The sequence below is a fragment of the Variovorax restrictus genome, from assembly GCF_051216715.1.
Lineage (GTDB): Bacteria > Pseudomonadota > Gammaproteobacteria > Burkholderiales > Burkholderiaceae_C > Variovorax.
In genome coordinates this window covers 2,117,252-2,135,399 of sequence record NZ_JBPJZH010000001.1, presented here as the reverse complement: position 1 = coordinate 2,135,399, position 18,148 = coordinate 2,117,252, and the positions used below count along the sequence as shown (strand labels likewise).

Annotated in this window: 11 protein-coding genes; 4 read left to right on the top strand and 7 right to left on the bottom strand. The window is 65.6% G+C overall.

What is annotated here, in order from left to right:
• Positions 1–53: 53 nt before the first annotated feature.
• From ACSFA0_RS10065 to ACSFA0_RS10055, 3 genes are all read right to left on the bottom strand, one after another.
• The gene (locus ACSFA0_RS10065; protein ID WP_435450043.1) at positions 54–2,924 is read right to left on the bottom strand and encodes a 2-oxoglutarate dehydrogenase E1 component; all 2,871 of its coding nucleotides are present in this window, start codon (positions 2,922–2,924) and stop codon (positions 54–56) included.
• Positions 2,925–3,092: 168 nt separating this feature from the next.
• Complete coding sequence (locus ACSFA0_RS10060) at positions 3,093–4,997, bottom strand: propionate--CoA ligase (protein WP_435450042.1); 1,905 nt, start codon at positions 4,995–4,997, stop codon at positions 3,093–3,095.
• Positions 4,998–5,134: 137 nt separating this feature from the next.
• Positions 5,135–5,740 carry an isochorismatase family protein gene (locus tag ACSFA0_RS10055; RefSeq protein ID WP_435450041.1) on the bottom strand — a complete coding sequence of 202 codons (606 nt, stop codon included), beginning with the start codon at positions 5,738–5,740 and terminating at the stop codon, positions 5,135–5,137.
• Between ACSFA0_RS10055 and ACSFA0_RS10050 the strand changes: the two genes are divergently transcribed.
• Positions 5,739–6,485, top strand: a complete 747-nt coding sequence (locus ACSFA0_RS10050) for an alpha/beta hydrolase (protein ID WP_435450040.1) — start codon at positions 5,739–5,741, stop codon at positions 6,483–6,485. The genes ACSFA0_RS10055 and ACSFA0_RS10050 overlap by 2 nt on opposite strands.
• Before the next feature lie 6 nt (positions 6,486–6,491).
• Here ACSFA0_RS10050 and ACSFA0_RS10045 read toward each other — a convergent pair whose 3' ends face one another.
• Positions 6,492–7,574: a PQQ-dependent sugar dehydrogenase gene (locus ACSFA0_RS10045; protein ID WP_435450940.1), complete on the bottom strand. Its 1,083-nt coding sequence runs from the start codon at positions 7,572–7,574 to the stop codon at positions 6,492–6,494.
• Between the two features lie 272 nt (positions 7,575–7,846).
• Here ACSFA0_RS10045 and ACSFA0_RS10040 point away from each other — a divergent pair, with 272 nt between their 5' ends.
• The gene (locus ACSFA0_RS10040; protein WP_435450039.1) at positions 7,847–8,404 is read left to right on the top strand and encodes a C40 family peptidase; all 558 of its coding nucleotides are present in this window, start codon (positions 7,847–7,849) and stop codon (positions 8,402–8,404) included.
• A 69-nt stretch (positions 8,405–8,473) separates the two neighbouring features.
• On the opposite strand, the gene lpdA is transcribed toward ACSFA0_RS10040, so the two are convergent.
• Genes lpdA through aceE form a run of 3 tightly spaced genes read right to left on the bottom strand, consistent with a single transcriptional unit; the run spans position 8,474 to position 14,729 of the window.
• Positions 8,474–10,294, bottom strand: a complete 1,821-nt coding sequence (lpdA, locus tag ACSFA0_RS10035) for a dihydrolipoyl dehydrogenase (protein ID WP_435450038.1) — start codon at positions 10,292–10,294, stop codon at positions 8,474–8,476.
• A 13-nt stretch (positions 10,295–10,307) separates the two neighbouring features.
• A complete protein-coding gene (aceF, locus tag ACSFA0_RS10030) occupies positions 10,308–11,954 on the bottom strand; it encodes a dihydrolipoyllysine-residue acetyltransferase (protein WP_435450037.1) in 1,647 nt (548 codons plus the stop codon).
• A 45-nt stretch (positions 11,955–11,999) separates the two neighbouring features.
• Complete coding sequence (aceE, locus tag ACSFA0_RS10025; protein ID WP_435450036.1) at positions 12,000–14,729, bottom strand: pyruvate dehydrogenase (acetyl-transferring), homodimeric type; 2,730 nt, start codon at positions 14,727–14,729, stop codon at positions 12,000–12,002.
• Positions 14,730–14,934: 205 nt separating this feature from the next.
• Here aceE and ACSFA0_RS10020 point away from each other — a divergent pair, with 205 nt between their 5' ends.
• Together ACSFA0_RS10020 and ACSFA0_RS10015 are read left to right on the top strand one after the other, a co-directional pair.
• Complete coding sequence (locus ACSFA0_RS10020; RefSeq protein ID WP_435450035.1) at positions 14,935–17,475, top strand: PAS domain S-box protein; 2,541 nt, start codon at positions 14,935–14,937, stop codon at positions 17,473–17,475.
• Positions 17,472–18,107, top strand: a complete 636-nt coding sequence (locus ACSFA0_RS10015; RefSeq protein ID WP_435450034.1) for a response regulator transcription factor — start codon at positions 17,472–17,474, stop codon at positions 18,105–18,107. The genes ACSFA0_RS10020 and ACSFA0_RS10015 overlap by 4 nt, the downstream gene beginning before the upstream one ends.
• Positions 18,108–18,148: the final 41 nt, after the last annotated feature.

The following is an 18,148-nucleotide window of genomic DNA, read 5'->3' as shown; positions in this document are numbered from 1 at the left end:
TGGAGAGTGCTCCGACTTTTATTTATTGGTGGGATGGATGGGTAGGAGCCGGCTCACTTCGTGAGGACGAAACCCTTGAGCTTGCCGAATGCGCCATCGACCAGCGCCTTCTGCTGCTCCTGGTGCAGGTGCGAATAGCCGACCGCCGGCGACGCCGAAGCGGCACGACCGGAGTAGCCCAGCTTCTGGCCTTCGGACATGTTCTCGTGAATGTAGTGCTGCACGAAAAACCAGGCACCCTGGTTCTGCGGTTCGTCCTGGCACCACACCACGTCGACCAGGTTCGGGTACTTCTTCAGTTCGGTAGAGAAAGCCTTGTGCGGGAACGGGTAGAGCTGCTCGACACGGATGATCGCCACGTCGTCGGTGCCCCTCTCTTCGCGCTTCTTGGCCAAGTCGTAGTAGACCTTGCCCGAGCAGGCGATCACACGCTTGACCTTGTCGGCCTTCAGGTCCTTCGCGTCTGGGATGACGGTCTGGAACGAACCCTTGGTGAACTCGGACAGCGGCGAGGTCGCGTCCTTGTTGCGCAGCAGCGACTTGGGCGTGAGGATGACCAGCGGCTTGCGCAGGTTGCGCACCATCTGCCGGCGCAGGATGTGGAAGATCTGGCTGGCCGTGGTCGGCTGCACCACCTGCATGTTGGTGTCGGCCGACAACTGCATGAAGCGCTCCAGGCGCGCCGAGCTGTGCTCCGGGCCCTGGCCTTCGTAGCCGTGCGGCAGCATCATGGTCAGGCCGTTGACGCGGCCCCACTTCACTTCGCCCGAGGCGATGAACTGGTCGATCACGACCTGAGCACCGTTGACGAAGTCGCCGAACTGCGCTTCCCAGATCACCAGCGTGTTCGGGTCGTTCGACGCGTAGCCGTACTCGAAGGCCAGCACGGCCTCTTCGGACAGGATCGAGTCGATGACGACGAACGGGGCCTGGTTCTCGGCCACATTCTGCAGCGGCGTGTAGGTGCCGGTGTCGAACTTCTCGCGGTTCTGATCGTGCAGCACCGCGTGTCGGTGCGTGAAGGTGCCGCGGCCCGAGTCTTCGCCGGACAGGCGCACCGGGTAGCCGCTGGCCACCAGCGAGGCGAAGGCCATGTGCTCGCCCATGCCCCAGTCGACGTTGACGTCGCCGCGGCCCATGGCTGCGCGGTCGTCCAGCACCTTCTTCACCAGAGGGTGCACCGTGAAGCCGGCCGGCACCGTGGTGATCTTCTCGGCGATGCGTTTCCACTCGGCCGTCGGGATGGCGGTGTCGCCGGCGTCGGTCCACTTCTTGTTGAGGAAGGGGCTCCAGTCCACCGCGTACTTGCTCTTGAAGTTGGTGAGCACCGGGTCCGACGTGTTCTTGCCGGCGTCGAACGCGGCGCGCTGCGCCTTGACCATGTCGTCGCCGAGCGTGTCGCCCAGGCCCTGCGCAGCCAGCTTGTCGGCGTACAGCTTGCGCGTACCCGGGTGCTGGGCGATCTTCTTGTACATCAGCGGCTGGGTGAGCGACGGCGTGTCCTGCTCGTTGTGGCCCAGCTTGCGGAAGCAGATGATGTCGACGACCACGTCCTTCTGGAACTCCATGCGGAAGTCCAGCGCGAGCTGGGTGGCCAGCACCACCGCTTCGGGGTCATCGCCGTTCACGTGCAGCACCGGCGCCTCGATCATCTTGACGATGTCCGAGCAGTACAGCGTCGAGCGGCTGTCGCGCGGGTCGCTGGTGGTGAAGCCGATCTGGTTGTTGATCACGATGTGCACCGTGCCGCCGGTGGAATAGCCACGCGTTTCGGCGAGTGCCAGCGTTTCCATCACGACGCCCTGGCCGGCGAAGGCCGCGTCGCCGTGCACGATGATCGGCAGCACCTGCTTGCCGAGCGGGTCGCCGCGGCGGTCCATGCGGGCGCGCACCGAGCCTTCGACCACCGGGTTGACGATTTCGAGGTGCGAAGGGTTGAACGCGAGGCTCAGGTGAACCGGGCCACCGCGCGTGCTCACGTCGGAGCTGAAGCCCTGGTGGTACTTCACGTCGCCGCTGGGCAGGTCTTCGGGGGCGGTGTGGTCGAACTCGGCGAACAGGTCAGCCGGCATCTTGCCGAGCGAATTGACCAGCACATTCAGGCGGCCACGGTGGGCCATGCCGATCACGATTTCCTGGACGCCCTTGACGCCGGCTTCGTTGATCAGTTCGTCCATCGACACGATGAAGCTTTCGCCGCCTTCGAGCGAAAAGCGCTTCTGGCCGACGTACTTGGTGTGGAGGAAGCGCTCCAGGCCTTCGGCGGCCGTCAAGCGCTCCAGCACATGCTTCTTCTGCTCGGCATTGAGCTTCGGGTTGGTGCGTGCCGTCTCGAGCTTTTGCTGCCACCAACGCTTGTGGTTCTGGTCGGTCGTGTACATGTACTCGACACCGATGGTGCCGCAGTACGTCTCACGCAGGGCGTTGAGCAGATCGCGCAGGGACATGGTGTCCTTGCCGAAGAAGGTGTTGCTCGTGTTGAACACCGTTTCGAGGTCGGCATCGCGAAGGCCGTAGAACGACGGCTCGAGTTCAGGGATCGCCGGGCGCTCGGTGCGCTTGAGCGGATCGAGGTCGGCCCAGCGGGCACCGACGTTGCGATAGGCCGCGATCAGCTGCTGGACGGCCGTGCGCTGGCGGCCGAGTTCGGAGTCGGCACCGCTGGCCTGGACGACCCGGGTCGTCCCCTGCTTCGCGCGCTCGGCGAAGGCATTGACGACGGGAAGGTGCGGCACGTCGCGCGCATTGCTGCCATCGGCGGCGGGCACGTGCTGCAGCGCATCGAAATACGAGCGCCAGTTGTCGGGCACGCTGCCGGGGTTCTCGAGGTAGTTCTCGTACATCTCTTCGACATAAGGCGCATTGCCGCCGAAGAGGTAGGTGTTGCCTTGATAGGCTTGATAGACGGGCGAAGAGTCGCTCATGTTCCGCTGACTTTCGCTTCCCTGGAGGAAGCATTAGCTGGTTTAAGAAACCTTCCGCGGCACGGCTGGACCGGTTGGCGGATGCGACTGTGGCTAGGGAAGGGCCTGAGTACGATGGCATTGTGCCACGTCAGCCCTGTGACGGCGCCCGAGTGTGGTAGCAAGACCTCAACGGTCGAGCAGTTGCTGGATCTTGTGCAGGCTGGTCGGGTCGTCAATGGTCGTGATGTCCCCCGGGTCGCGGCCTTCGCACACCGCCTGAATGACGCGCCGCAGCAATTTTCCACTGCGCGTCTTGGGCAACGCGGTCACGAAATGCACCCGCGCCGGCCGTGCCAGTGCACCGAGGTCATCGGCCACGCGCTTCATGACCTCGCCTTCCAGCGCGGGGCCGGCGGTTCCGTCTTTTGTGACCGCGAAGGCCACCGCCACCTGCCCCTTCAGCGCATCCGCGACGCCGACGACCGCCACCTCGGCGATGGCGGGGTGGCCCGAGATCGCCTCTTCGATCTCGCGTGTGCCGAGCCGATGGCCCGCGACGTTGATGACGTCGTCGGTCCGGCCCAGGATGTAGAAATAGCCGTCGGCGTCGCGAATGCCCCAGTCGAAGGTCGAATAGACCATCCGGTCGGGGATGCTCTTCCAATAGGTGTTGACGAAGCGTGCGTCGTCGCGCCAGATCGTCTGCATGAAGCCCGGCGGCGTCGGACCTTCGACCACCACCACGCCCTTCTCGCCGGGCGCGGTCAGTTCTTCGCCGGTCGATTCATGGACGATCTTCACGCGCCAGCCATACATCGGCACGCCGGGGCTGCCGAACTTGCTGGGCTTCTTTTCTACGCCGTTGGCGATCGTGATGATCGGCCAGCCCGACTCGGTCTGCCAGTAGTTGTCGATGATCGGCACGCCCAGCCCATCGCTGATCCAGCGCGCCGTCGGCTCGTCCAGCGGCTCGCCGGCCAGGAACAACGCGCGCAGGCTCGACAGGTCGTATTTCTTGAGCAGCCCAGGGTCCTGCTTCTTGAGCACGCGCACCGCCGTGGGCGCGCTGAACATGACGGTCACCTTGTACTTCTCGACCAATTGCCACCAGATGCCACCGTCGGGCTGGCCGTCCAGGCCCTGCGTCGGCAGGCCTTCGTACATGATCGTCGCCATGCCGGCGATCAACGGCCCGTAGACGATGTAGCTGTGGCCCACGACCCAGCCGATGTCGCTGGTCGAGAAGTAGGTCTCGCCGGCTCGGCCATCGAAGATGTGCTGCATGCTCGCGGCGAGCGCGACCGCGTAGCCGCCCGTGTCGCGCTGCACGCCCTTGGGCTTGCCGGTGGTGCCGCTGGTATAGATGGTGTAGCTGATCTCGGTGGATTCGAGCCAGGTGCAGGGCACCGTCGCGTCGGCATGCTGCGCGGCGAGATCGCGCAGGAGATGGTCCCGGCCCCCGACCAGATCCATCGGCGCCAGCCCCCGGTCGGCCAGCAGCACGGCGGCCGGCTTGTGCTTGGACAAACGGATCGCCTCGTCGAGCAAAGGCTTGTACGCGATCACCTTGCCGGCGCGCGAGCCGGCATCGGCGCTGACCACGACCGTCGGCTCGGCGTCCTCGATGCGCGAGGCGAGCGAGCCGCTGGCGAAGCCGCCGAACACGACGCAGTGCACGGCGCCGATGCGCGCGCAGGCCAGCATCGCGAAAGCGGCCTCCGCGATCATCGGCATGTAGATCAGCACGCGGTCGCCGCGCTTCACACCCAGCGCCAGCAGGCTGGCGGCGGTGCGCTGCACCTCCACGTGCAGTTCGCGGAAGCTGTAGCTGCGCTCGCTGCCGGTCTCGGTCGACACACAGATCAGCGCCGGCTGGTCGCCGCGTGAGGCGAGATGCCGATCGACGGCGTTGTGGCAAAGGTTGGTGGTGCCGCCGACGAACCAGCGCGCGAAGGGCGGGTTGCTCGCATCCAGGATCTGCTGGGGCGGCATTTCCCAGTCGATGAATGCGGCCTGCTCGGACCAGAAGGCCTCGCTGTCGTCGATGGAGCGGCGATAGAAGTCGCTGTAGGAAGCGGTCGGGGTCGGCATGGGGTTTGTCTCCGGCATCGTCCCGCTCGGATGCGGGATCTCAATTCATGATTGGTGCCGGCGCTTGCAGGACGCTGACACGAAGGCCCCGCCTTTCCTGGCGCGAGGCTCCGCACATGCCGTGGCCTTGATCTGCGTCAACGAATCAGCGACTGGTACTCGCGAAAGGCCGGGTGCTCCGCCGTGCGCAGCCATTCAAAGCCGACCATCTCGGTGGTCACCAGCTCGGCGCCGGCGCCGGCCAGGCGGTCGAAGGCAGCGTCGCGGTTGCGCTCGGTGCGCGAACTGCAGGCGTCGGTCACGACCCAGACCTCGAACTCGTCTTCCAGCAGGTCGAGCGCCGTCTGCAGCAGGCACACATGCGCTTCACAGCCGGCCACCACGATCGTGTTGCGCTCGTCCTGCCCGCCGGTGATCGGCTTCTGCAGGTGCTTGGGCAGGCTGCGTGCATTGCCCTGCGGCGCCTTGGCCGGCGGCCGCAACCACTCGCCCAGACCTTCCTCCACACCGCTGAAATGCATCTTGGCGAGCGAACGCTGGCACAGTGCACGCACCTCCGGCACGTTCTCGCCCAGCTTCGACGGGTTCTGCTCGGTGCCCCACACCGGCACGTCGAGCATCTTCGCGATCTGGCCGAGACGCACGGCGTTGGCCACCACGGCCTCGCCTTCGAAGATGGCGGGCATGAGGCGGGCCTGGTAATCGATCAAGACCAACTGGGAAACGGAGACATCGAGCAGCATGAGGAAATCCTTCGAAAAAACGCCGGGGCGCACAGCCGCCCGGCGCGATGCGGAATTAGACCGTATCGCGCGGCCATCCTGCCTGCGCGTCATCGCACTCGGCGTGCTGGCCTGGGCGCTCGCGGGCTGCGCGTCCTGGCGCTCCGCCGACGCGCCGCTGTACACGCAGACCGACGCCAGCCGATGCGCCCTGCACGCCGACACGCTGATCGTGCTGCTGCCCGGTGTGTATTCGCACCCCGACGAGTTCGTGCGCGAGGGCTTCGTGCAGGCCGTGAACGACGCACGCCTGGCCGTCGACGTCGTGCGCGTGGATGCGCACCTGAACTATTACGAGCGCAACACTTTCGTCGAGCGGCTGCGCCAGGACGTGATCGCGCCCGCACAGGCACGCGGCTATCGCACGATCTGGATCGCGGGCATCTCGCTCGGCGGCTTCGGTGGCTTGATCTACGCGAAAGAACATCCATCGGATGTCGCCGGCCTGGTAGCGCTGGCGCCCTACCTCGGTGAAGCGCGCATCTGGCCCTGGTTGGACGGCTACGCCGAAGCGGCGCCCGGGCGTCCGCCGCTCTACCTGGGCTACGGCACGGCCGATCGCTTCGCCGGCAGCAACGGCGTTCTGGCGGGAAAGTTGCCCTCGTCGCAGGTCTTCACCACGCCAGGCGGCCACGACTGGGCGCCCTGGCTTCGCCTATGGCAGGCGCTACTGCCGACCCTGCCCCTGCCGCGCTGCCCAGGTTGAGGCGCCTTACTGCAGCTGCAACCGCAGTAACTTGCCGTCCGACTCATCCGTCAGCACATAGAGCAACCCGTCTGGCCCCTGGCGCACATCGCGGACGCGGGCGCGGCCGTCTTCGAGCAGCTTCTGCTCGGCGACGACCTTGCCGTCCTTGAGCGTGATCCGGTTCAGGTAGCCGAACTTCAGCGAGCCCACGAAAAGGTTGCCCTTCCAGGCCGGGCCGTAGCGGTCGCTCGTCAGAAACGCCATGCCGGACGGCGCGATCGACGGCACCCAGTAGTGCAGCGGCGGCGCCATGCCGTCCTTGGTCGTGAGGCCGTCACCGATCTTTCCGCCGCCGTAGTTCTCGCCGTAGGTGACGACCGGCCAGCCGTAGTTCTTGCCGGCCTGCGGCACGTTGATCTCGTCGCCGCCCTGCGGACCATGCTCGTGCATCCAGACACGGCCATCGGGGCCGAGCGTCGCGCCCTGCCCGTTGCGATGGCCGTAGCTCCAGATCTCGGGCAGCGCGCCGGCACGACCCACGAAGGGGTTGTCGGCCGGTGCGGCGCCATCCTTCTGGATGCGCACCACCTTGCCGATGTGGTTGTCGAGTTTCTGCGCGTCTTCCTTGCGGCTGTAGCGGTCGCCCAGCGTGACGAACAGCGTGCCGTCGCGCGCCTCGACGACGCGGCAGCCGAAGTGCGCCCGACTGGCCACCTTGGGACGCTGGCTGAAGATCACCCGGACATTTTCCAGGCGCGTGGCGTCGCCCGACAACGTGGCCCGCAGCACCGCGGTGCTGTTGCCCGGGCCATTTGCTTCGGGTTCCGAGAAGCAGATATAGACGGTGCGATTGCTGGCGAAGGCGCGGTCCACCACGACGTCCAGCAGGCCGCCCTGCCCGCCCGCCGCGATGGCCGGCAGCCCGGAGACCGACCCACCGATTCGCCCATCGGCACCGACGACGCGGAGCCGTCCGGCTTTTTCGGTGACCAAAAAGCGCCGGTCCGGCAGGAACGCGACCGCCCAGGGGTTCTCCAAGCCGCTCGCCACGCGCTCCGTCCTGAGCTGCGCCATCGCAGAACCCGCAGCAGCGAAGCCGCCGACCATCAGACCGAAAACAAACCACCGCCCGAATTTCACATTCATTTCTACTTCCAATGGTCGATTTGACAATCTGCTTCCGGCGGAAGCAAAGAATGGATGCAATTAGTAAACCTTCGCGCTACACATCTGTCACAAGATATTTCCGCGCCTGTGAAGCTTTACATGTCACATCATTGAAAAAATCAAAAACATGATTGGTGACAAGCATTTGCATGCAAAATCGCGAATTCGCTTGAAATTGACACTCTGCGCTGTCATCCCTATCCTACGAACCCATGCGTTTTTCCCTTCTCCTCGCCTCCTTCCTTGTCGCGGGCGCTGCCCACGCCGCCCCCGCGGCCGACCGATCGGATGACATAGACCGGATGATCGCCGACAAGGGTTTGATCGGTCAGCTTCAGCAAGTTCGTCAAAGTGTGGTCGAACGGACCTCCGATCTGGTGGTCACTGCCATCGGCTTCCTGGGTGTTCCCTACCGCCGCGGCGGCAACACCGCCGAAAGCGGCTTCGACTGCAGCGGCTTCGTCCGCGCCATGTACAATCAGACGGTCGGCCATCTCCTGCCGCGTCGCGCCGAAGAACAGGCTGCCGCTACCGAGAAGATCGACCGCAACGAACTCAAGCCGGGCGACCTGGTGTTCTTCAACACCATGCGCCGCGCCTTCAGCCATGTGGGCATCTATGTCGGCGAAGGCAAGTTCATTCATGCGCCACGCACCGGTGCTCAGGTGCGCGTGGAAGACATGAACGGCAGCTACTGGAAGCGCCGCTTCGATGGCGCCCGCCGCGTGCTGTCCACCGAAGAAGAAGCGACGCGCGCGGCGGTCAAGTAGCCACAGCCATCACGCCCTGACAAAAAAACCCGCCGTCGGCGGGTTTTTTGTTGGACGCCCCGGACTGACTCAGCGCTTGACCGGCGGCAGGTCGGTGCAGCTGCCATGCGCCACTTCCGCCGCCATGCCGATGCTCTCGCCCAGCGTCGGGTGCGGGTGAATAGTCTTGCCGATGTCGATGGCGTCAGCGCCCATCTCGATGGCCAGCGCGATCTCGCCGATCATGTCGCCCGCGTGCGTGCCGACGATGCCGCCACCCAGGATGCGGTGCGTTTCCGCGTCGAAGAGCAACTTGGTGAAGCCTTCGTCACGGCCATTGGCAATGGCACGGCCCGAGGCGTTCCACGGGAAGTGGCCCTTCTTGACCTGGATGCCTTCGGCCTTGGCCTGGTCTTCGGTCAGGCCGACCCAGGCCACCTCGGGGTCGGTGTAGGCCACGCTCGGGATCACACGTGCATTGAAGGCGGCGCTCGCCAGTTCCTTGTCGCCCTTCTGCTCGCCAGCGATCACTTCGGCCGCCACATGGGCCTCGTGCACCGCCTTGTGCGCCAGCATCGGCTGGCCGACGATGTCGCCGATCGCGAAGATGTGGGGCACGTTGGTGCGCATCTGGATGTCCACGTTGATGAAGCCGCGGTCGGTCACGGCCACGCCGGCCTTCTCGGCACCGATCTTCTTGCCGTTGGGCGTGCGGCCGACGGCCTGCAACACCAGGTCGTACACCTGCGGCTCCTTGGGCGCGTTCTCGCCCTCGAACATGACCTTGATGCCCTCCTTGGTTGCCTCGGCACCGACGGTCTTGGTCTTCAACATGATGTTGTCGAAGCGCGGGGCGTTCATCTTCTGCCAGACCTTGACCAGGTCGCGATCCGCACCCTGCATCAGGCCATCCATCATCTCGACCACGTCCAGGCGCGCGCCGAGTGATGAATACACCGAACCCATTTCCAGCCCGATGATGCCGCCGCCGAGGATGAGCATGCGCTTGGGGTCAATGCCCATTTCCAGCGCACCGGTCGAGTCCACCACGCGTGGATCGCCCTTGGGCATGAACGGCAGGTGCACCGCCTGCGAGCCGGCCGCGATGATGCAGTTGCGGAACTTGATGGTCTGCGCCTTGTCGGTCGTCGCGCTGCCACTGCCCGAAGTTTCCTGCACCTTGAGGTGGTACGCATCGACGAACTCGCCCAGGCCGCGCACGGTCGTGACCTTGCGCATCTTGGCCATGGCCGTGAGGCCACCGGTGAGCTTGCCCACCACCTTGTTCTTGTGGCCGAGCAGCTTGGCGCGATCAACCGTCGGCGCGCCGAAGTCGACGCCCAGCGCCGCGAAGTGCTTGACCTCGTCCATCACGGCCGCGACGTGCAGCAACGCCTTTGACGGGATGCAGCCGACATTCAGACAGACGCCGCCCAGCGTGGCGTAGCGTTCGACCAGCACGACCTTCAGGCCGAGGTCGGCTGCGCGGAAGGCGGCCGAATAGCCGCCCGGGCCGGCTCCCAGCACCAGCAGGTCGCATTCCTGGTCGACGTCGCCGCTGTAGCTCGAAGCCACGGGCGCGGGTGCCGTCGCGGTAGGCGCGGGCGCTGCAGCCTTCGGCGCAGGAGCGGCTGCCGATGCTGCAGGCGTCGCGGCCGGCGCCGCAGCACCTTCGGCCGCCTCCAGCGTCAGCACCACCGAGCCCTGCTTGACCTTGTCGCCGACCTTCACCGCCACGGCCTTCACCGTGCCGGCCGCCGACGACGGGATCTCCATTGACGCCTTGTCCGACTCCACGGTGATCAGCGACTGCTCGGCCTTCACCGTGTCGCCGACCTTCACCAGCACCTCGATCACCGCGACTTCGTCGAAGTCGCCGATGTCCGGAACCTTGATCTGTTGTTCACTCATCTCAGGTTCCTTTTCAGAGCAGCACGCGGCGGAAGTCGGCGAGCACCTGGCCGAGGTACGCGTTGAAGCGCGCCGCGGAGGCCCCGTCGATCACGCGATGGTCGTACGACAGCGACAGCGGCAGCGTGAGCTGCGGCACGAACTGCTTGCCGTCCCACACCGGCTTCATCGCGCTCTTCGACAGGCCCAGGATCGCGACCTCGGGCGCGTTGATGATGGGCGTGAAGTGCGTGCCCCCGATACCGCCCAGCGAGCTGATCGACATGCAGCCGCCCTGCATGTCGGCCCCGCCGAGCTTGCCGTCGCGCGCCTTCTTGGCGAGTTCGCCCATCTCCTGGCTGATCTGCAGGATGCCCTTCTTGTCGGCATCTTTCAGCACCGGCACCACCAGCCCGTTGGGCGTGTCGGCGGCAAAGCCGATGTTGTAGTACTGCTTGTAGACCAGCGTGTCGCCGTCGAGGCTGGCGTTGAACTCGGGGAATTTCTTCAGCGCCGCGACCACGGCCTTGATCACGAAGGCCAGCATCGTCACCTTGACACCCGACTTCTCGTTTTCCTTGTTGGTCGCCACGCGGAAGGCTTCCAGCGCGGTGATGTCGGCCTCGTCGTTGTTCGTGACGTGCGGGATCATCACCCAGTTGCGGTGCAGGTTCGCGCCGCTGAGCTTCTTGATGCGCGACAGCTCCTTGCGCTCGACCGTGCCGAACTTCGCGAAGTCGACCTTGGGCCAGGGGATCAGGCCCAGCGCCGCGCCATCGCCACCACCCGCGGGCGCCTTGGCGCCCGCGGCCTTGGTGCTGGCGGCACCGCTCATCACCGCCTTGGTGAAGGCCTGGACATCTTCCTGCGTGATGCGACCCTTGAGTCCAGAGCCCTTGACCTCTTCCAGCGGCACGCCGAGTTCGCGTGCGAACTTGCGCACCGACGGCGACGCGTGCGGCAGGTTGCCGCTCGGTGGGGTCGTGGTGTCGTGTGCGGCAGGCGCGGCGCTGGGCGCGGGTGCCGACGCGCTGGCCGTGGCCGCCGTGGGCGCTGCCGCGGCGGGCACCGAAGCAGCTGCGGGTGCAGGTGCCGCACCCGCCGATCCTTCGAGCACCGCGATCAGGTCACCGATGTTCACGACGTCGCCGACCTTGACCTTCATCTCCTTCAGCGTGCCGGCCGCCGACGACGGAATCTCCATCGACGCCTTGTCCGACTCCACGGTGATCAGCGACTGTTCGGCCTTGATGGCATCGCCCGGCTTCACCAGCACTTCGATGACGGACACGTCCTTGAAGTCGCCGATGTCCGGCACCTTCACCTCAACCGGGCCGGCCAGCGCGGCGACCGGTGTGGCCGCAGCCGGCGCCGGCGCGGGCGCGGCCTGGGGCGCAGGCGCGGCAGCGGCAGGCGCTGCGGCCGGTGGTGCTGCAGCGGCGCCTTCGGCGTCCACCACGATTACGACCGAGCCTTGCTTGACCTTGTCGCCCACCGCGACCTTGAGTTCTTTCACGACGCCGGCGGTCGACGACGGGATCTCCATCGACGCCTTGTCCGATTCCACGGTGATCAGCGATTGCTCGGCCTTCACCGTATCGCCCACCTTCACCAACACCTCGATCACCGCGACTTCGTCGAAATCGCCGATGTCCGGCACTTTCACTTCCACTGCTGCCATATCTCTGTCTCCCGCCCGTCGGGCGCATCGGTTGTTCGGGCTGGGTTACGCGTAGAGCGGGTTGACCTTGTCGGCGTTGATGCCGTACTTCTGGATGGCTTCGGCGACCTTCGAGGCCGGCAGCGTGCCGTCTTCGGCCAGCGCCTTGAGCGTGGCCACCACGATGAAGTGGCGGTTGATCTCGAAATGTTCGCGCAGCTTGCTGCGGAAGTCGCTGCGGCCGAAGCCGTCGGTGCCCAGCACCTTGTATGTCCGACCCTTCGGGATGAACGGGCGGATCTGCTCGGCGTACGCCTTCATGTAATCGGTCGATGCGACGACCGGGCCGGTGCTGGCCGCGAGCTGCTGCGCCACGAACGGCACGCGCGGCGTGTCGGTCGGATGCAGCAGGTTCCAGCGGTCGGCATCCTGGCCGTCGCGCGTGAGCTCGTTGAAGCTCGGGCAGCTCCAGACGCTGGCGCTGATGCCCCATTCCTTCTCGAGCAGTTCCTGCGCGGCGATGCTCTCGCGCAGGATGGTGCCGCTGCCGAGCAGCTGCACCGTCGGTGCTTCCTTGGCGCCCTTGGCCGGCTTGACCACCGGGCCCTGCTTGCACAGGTACATGCCCTTGAGGATCTGCTCTTCGGTGCCGGGCTGCAGGCCGGGCATCGCGTAGTTCTCGTTGAGCAGCGTGAGGTAGTAGTAGACGTTGTCCTGCTTCTCCACCATGCGCTTCAAGCCATGGTGCAGGATCACGCCGACCTCGTGCGCGAAGGTCGGGTCGTAGCTCACGCAGTTCGGGATGGTGTTGGCCAGGATGTGGCTGTGGCCGTCTTCGTGCTGCAGGCCTTCGCCGTTGAGCGTGGTGCGCCCCGAGGTGCCGCCCAGCAGGAAGCCGCGCGCCTGCATGTCGCCGGCCGCCCAGGCCAGGTCGCCGATGCGCTGGAAGCCGAACATCGAGTAGTACACGTAGAACGGCACCATGATGCGGTTGTTCGTGCTGTACGACGTGGCCGCTGCGATCCAGCTCGACATGCCACCGGCTTCGTTGATGCCTTCCTGAAGGATCTGGCCGGCCTTGTCTTCCTTGTAGTACATGACCTGGTCCTTGTCGACCGGCGTGTACTGCTGCCCCGCGGGGTTGTAGATGCCGATCTGGCGGAACAGCCCTTCCATGCCGAAGGTGCGCGCCTCGTCGACCAGGATCGGCACGACGCGCGGGCCCAGCGCCTGGTCGCGCAGCAGCTGCGTGAGGAAGCGGACATAGGCCTGCGTGGTCGAGATCTCGCGGCCCTCGGCCGTCGGCTCGAGCACCGCCTTGAAGGTCTCCAGCGCCGGCACGGTGAAGCTCTCGTCCGCCTTGACGCGGCGGTGTGGCAGGTACCCGCCCAGCGCCTTGCGGCGTTCGTGCAGATACTTCATCTCCGGCGTGTCGTCGGCCGGCTTGTAGAACGGGATCTCGGCGAGCTGGCTGTCGGGAATCGGGATGTTGAAGCGGTCGCGGAAGGCCTTGATGTCTTCGTCGCCGAGCTTCTTGGTCTGGTGGACGTTGTTCTTGCCTTCGCCGATCTTGCCCATGCCGAAGCCCTTGACGGTCTTGACGAGCAGCACGGTGGGCTGGCCCTGGTGGTTCTGCGCCGCGTGGAAGGCGGCGTACACCTTCTGCGAATCATGGCCGCCGCGCTGCAGGTTCCAGACCTCGTCGTCGCTCAGGTGCTCGACCATCTTGAGCGTGCGCGGGTCACGGCCAAAGAAGTTCTTGCGCACGTAGGCGCCATCGTTGGCCTTCATGGCCTGGTAGTCGCCGTCGTTGCACTCCATCATGATCTTGCGCAGCGCGCCGTCCTTGTCGGCGGCCAGCAGGGCGTCCCAGCCCTTGCCCCAGATCAGCTTGATCACGTTCCAGTTGGCGCCGCGGAACTCGCCCTCGAGCTCCTGAATGATCTTGCCGTTGCCGCGCACCGGGCCGTCGAGGCGCTGCAGGTTGCAGTTGATCACGAAGATCAGGTTGTCGAGCTTCTCGCGCGCGGCCAGGCCGATGGCGCCGAGCGATTCGACCTCGTCCATTTCGCCGTCGCCGCAGAACACCCACACCTTGCGGTTCTCGGTGTTCGCGATGCCGCGGGCGTGCAGGTACTTGAGGAAGCGCGCCTGGTAGATCGCCATGAGCGGACCGAGGCCCATCGACACCGTCGGGAACTGCCAGAACTCGGGCATCAACTTCGGGTGCGGGTAGCTCGAGAGGCCCTTGCCGTCGACTTCCTGTCGGAAGTGGAGCAGCTGGTCTTCGCTCAGGCGGCCTTCGAGGTAGGCGCGCGCGTAAATGCCGGGCGACACGTGACCCTGGATGTACAGGCAGTCGCCGCCGTGGCCTTCGCTCTCGGCACGCCAGAAATGGTTGAAGCCGGCACCGAACATGCTGGCCAGCGATGCGAAGGAGCCGATGTGGCCGCCCAGGTCGCCGCCGTCGGCCGGATGCAGGCGGTTGGCCTTGACCACCATCGCCATCGCATTCCATCGCATGTAGGCGCGCAAGCGCTGTTCGATCTCCAGGTTGCCGGGGCTGCGCGCTTCGAGTTCGGGCTCGAGGGTGTTCACATAGCCGGTGTTGGCTGAGAACGGCAGGTCGACGCTGTTCTGGCGCGCATGCTCGAGTAGCTGTTCAAGCAGGAAGTGCGCGCGTTCGGGGCCCTCGCTCTGGATGACGGCGGACAGCGCGTCCATCCATTCACGGGTTTCCTGCGCATCCGCGTCGTTCGCGGCCGAGCCGAAATGGTTCTCGGGATTTGCCGACATGCTTTGTCTCCTTGGGGCGTGGCTGTGGATTTGACTGGGCGGAAATGTCGCACAGAACAGGCTGAATTTCAAATGGTGTCTATCGTTTTCTTAATGTGAAAACGCTGGCCTGCGGATTTCTGGAGAAGACCCGTCCATCGCAGTCTGAACCGTTTTGGAGACGGCCTCGCGTCAGGCGAACTAGGGGTTCCCCTACACTCGACCGATGCCCTTCTTCAGCCCGCTCGCCGCCGCCCGCAGCGCCGTGAAAGCCTCGCCGCTCGGCTGGTGGCGCCGCTGGTGGCGTCGGCAGACCCCGGTGCTGCAGGACTCGGTCGCGATGCTGGTGCCGCTGGCCGCCGTCATCCTCTTCCTGGCGGCCATCGTGTCGGCCTTCTGGTACCTGCGCGCTGAAGAGATCGAGCGCGAGCAGGAGTCCGTCAAGCGCGATGTCGAATATGCGCAGCAGCGGCTGCGGCTGCGGCTGCTGGAGCGTCAGGAACAGTTGATGCGCCTGGCACGCGATGCCTCCAACCGCGAGATCGACGCCGCGGAATTCGGCAGCCGCGCGGAATCCCTGGTGAGCCAATACCCCGAACTGCAGGCGATCAGCTGGATCGACGACCGCCGGCGCTTCAAGGCCAACTATGTTGCACCCAGCGTGCACCCGGCACAGCAACATGTGCTGGACGAGGTGCTGCGGCCCGGCGACATCGAGAGCAACTACGCGCTAGCGCGTGAATTGCGCCAGCCGGTCTTCTCGCAGCCGGTGACGGGGGGCGATCCGGTCGCGATGCTGCAGTTGCACATCCCCCTGTTCGACCAGGGGCTGTTCGCGGGCGTGGTGCTGGGCGAGTTCTCGATCGACAGCCTGCTGCGCTACGGCGTGCCGCCGGAGGTCAGCGCGCGCTACGCCGTCGCGTTGCTCGATGCAAAGGGTGGTGTGTTGGCGGGCAACACGGTCAACCCGCGCGCCGAAGGCACGCGCCTGTTGCCCTGGGTCGAACATACCAACGAGTACGAGGTGCCGGTGTCGCCGATCGGCAATGCAGTGCTGCTGCGCGCGCAGGCCTACCGCACCTCGCCCGGCCTGGTGGGCAATGGGCTGTTCTGGCTGGTCGGGGCGCTCAGCGTGCTGACCGCCTGGATGCTGATCGGCACCTGGCGCCACACCCGGCGCCGCCTGCAGGCACAGCAGGCGCTGATCGCCGAGACCAACTTCCGCCGCGCGATGGAGAACTCGATGCTCACCGGCATGCGGGTGCTCGACCTCGACGGACGCATCACCTACGTGAACGCCGCCTTCTGCGCCATGACAGGCTGGAGCGAATCCGAACTCGTCGGGCAAAAGCCCCCATTCCCCTATTGGCTCGAATCCGACCGCGAGGTCATGAACGAGCGGCTCGAAGAAGAGCTGCATGGCCGTGCCCTGCCCGGCGGCTTCCAGGTGCGGGTCAAGCGCAAGAACACCAGCGTCTTCAACGCCCGGCTGTATGTGTCGCCGCTGATCGATGCGCGCGGCCACCAGACCGGCTGGATGACCTCGATGACCGACATCACGGAGCCGACGCGCATCCGCGAACAGCTGTCGGCGTCGTACGAGCGCTTCACGACCGTGCTGGAGGCGCTCGATGCCGCGGTGTCGGTGGCGCCCATCGGCAGCGAGGAGCTGCTGTTCGCCAACAAGCTCTACCGGCTGTGGTTCGGGTCCGACACGGTCGGGCATCTCGCGATGGTGGCGCAGGCCGGCGTGCCGGCCTCTGCCGCGCACGACGACGCGCTGGACGACGTCGACCCTTACGCCGGTCTGCCGATCGACACGCTCACGACCGCGCAGCCGGCCAACAACGAGATCTTCGTGCCCGAACTGGGCAAGTGGCTGGAAGTCCGTTCGCGCTACCTCACCTGGGTGGACGGTCGACTGGCGCAGCTGGTGATCGCCACCGACATCACACCGCGCCGTGATGCCGAAGAACAGGCTGCCGCACAGGCCGACCGCGCGCAGGCCGCAAGCCGCCTGATCACGATGGGCGAGATGGCCTCGAGCGTGGCGCATGAATTGAACCAGCCGCTGACCGCCATCACCAACTACTGCAACGGCATGATGTCCCGCATCAAGGGCCAGCAGATCGATTCCGACGCGCTGCTCGCGGCCCTGGAAAAGACGGCCAAGCAGGCGCAGCGGGCCGGCCAGATCATCCAGCGCATCCGCTCCTTCGTGAAGCGAAGCGAGCCCAACCGCACTGCCGCCGACGTGCCGACCATGGTGGGCGAGGCCGTCGAGCTGGCCGGCATCGAGCTGCGCCGGCGCAACGTGCGGCTCAACCACTACGTGGCGGCGCGACTGCCGATCGTGCAGGTGGACCGCATCCTGATCGAGCAGGTGCTGGTGAATCTGTTGAAGAACGCCGCCGAATCGATCGACCTGGCCGAGCGCCCGCTGGCCCGGCGCAGCGTGGAGCTGCGGGTGCTGCCCAAGGTCATCGAGAACCAGAAGGCCATCGAGTTCTCGGTGCAGGACACCGGCATGGGTCTGGCCCCCGAAGTGATGGACCGGCTGTACGAAGCCTTCTTCTCGACCAAGGCCGAAGGCATGGGCATCGGCCTGAACCTCTGCCGCACCATCGTCGAGTCGCATCGGGGCCGGATGCAGGCGGAGAACATCTACAATGGCCCGGACGTGGTCGGATGCCGTTTTTCCTTCTGGATTCCGGTGATGGACGCTAGCAGTTCTGTAGCAAACGACGAGGCAAAGGTACCCGCATGAGTTTGATTCCGAAGAAGGGCACGGTCTATGTCGTCGACGATGACGAAGCCGTACGCGACTCCCTGCAGTGGCTGCTCGAAGGCAAGGACTACCGGGTCCGCTGCTTCGATTCCGCCGAATCCTTTCTCTCCCGTTACGACCCCCGTGAGGTCGCCTGCCTGATCGTCGACATCCGCATGGGCGGCATGTCGGGCATCGAGCTGCAAGACCGCCTGATCGAACGCCGCTCGCCGCTGCCCATCGTGGTCATCACCGGCCACGGCGATGTGCCGATGGCGGTCGATTCGATGAAGAAGGGCGCGATGGATTTCATCCAGAAGCCTTTCAACGAGGACGAGCTCGTCACGCTGGTCGAGCGGATGCTCGAACACGCGCGCGGCGCCTTCGCGCAGCATCAGCAGTCGGCCAGCCGCGACGCGCTGCTGTCCAAGCTCACCGGCCGCGAGGCGCAGGTGCTCGAGCGCATCGTCGCCGGCCGGCTCAACAAGCAGATCGCCGACGATCTCGGCATCAGCATCAAGACGGTCGAGGCGCACCGCGCCAACATCATGGAAAAGCTCAACGCCAACACCGTGGCCGATCTGCTGAAGATCGCGCTGGGCCAGGCGCAGCCTGCGGCCAAGGCGCCCTGAGTTGCTATCGGCGAGATAGCCAGAAAGTCTCCCGACGCCTG

Bases quoted from the DNA above. Each gene is read 5' to 3' on its own strand.
- ACSFA0_RS10065 (WP_435450043.1), bottom strand. From the start codon at position 2,924: ATGAGCGACTCTTCGCCCGTCTATCAAGCCTATCAAGGCAACACCTAC.
- ACSFA0_RS10060 (WP_435450042.1), bottom strand. From the start codon at position 4,997: ATGCCGACCCCGACCGCTTCCTACAGCGACTTCTATCGCCGCTCCATC.
- ACSFA0_RS10050 (WP_435450040.1), top strand. From the start codon at position 5,739: ATGAGGAAATCCTTCGAAAAAACGCCGGGGCGCACAGCCGCCCGGCGC.
- ACSFA0_RS10055 (WP_435450041.1), bottom strand. From the start codon at position 5,740: ATGCTGCTCGATGTCTCCGTTTCCCAGTTGGTCTTGATCGATTACCAG.
- ACSFA0_RS10045 (WP_435450940.1), bottom strand. From the start codon at position 7,574: ATGGTCGGCGGCTTCGCTGCTGCGGGTTCTGCGATGGCGCAGCTCAGG.
- ACSFA0_RS10040 (WP_435450039.1), top strand. From the start codon at position 7,847: ATGCGTTTTTCCCTTCTCCTCGCCTCCTTCCTTGTCGCGGGCGCTGCC.
- lpdA (WP_435450038.1), bottom strand. From the start codon at position 10,294: ATGAGTGAACAACAGATCAAGGTTCCGGACATCGGCGACTTCGACGAA.
- aceF (WP_435450037.1), bottom strand. From the start codon at position 11,954: ATGGCAGCAGTGGAAGTGAAAGTGCCGGACATCGGCGATTTCGACGAA.
- aceE (WP_435450036.1), bottom strand. From the start codon at position 14,729: ATGTCGGCAAATCCCGAGAACCATTTCGGCTCGGCCGCGAACGACGCG.
- ACSFA0_RS10020 (WP_435450035.1), top strand. From the start codon at position 14,935: ATGCCCTTCTTCAGCCCGCTCGCCGCCGCCCGCAGCGCCGTGAAAGCC.
- ACSFA0_RS10015 (WP_435450034.1), top strand. From the start codon at position 17,472: ATGAGTTTGATTCCGAAGAAGGGCACGGTCTATGTCGTCGACGATGAC.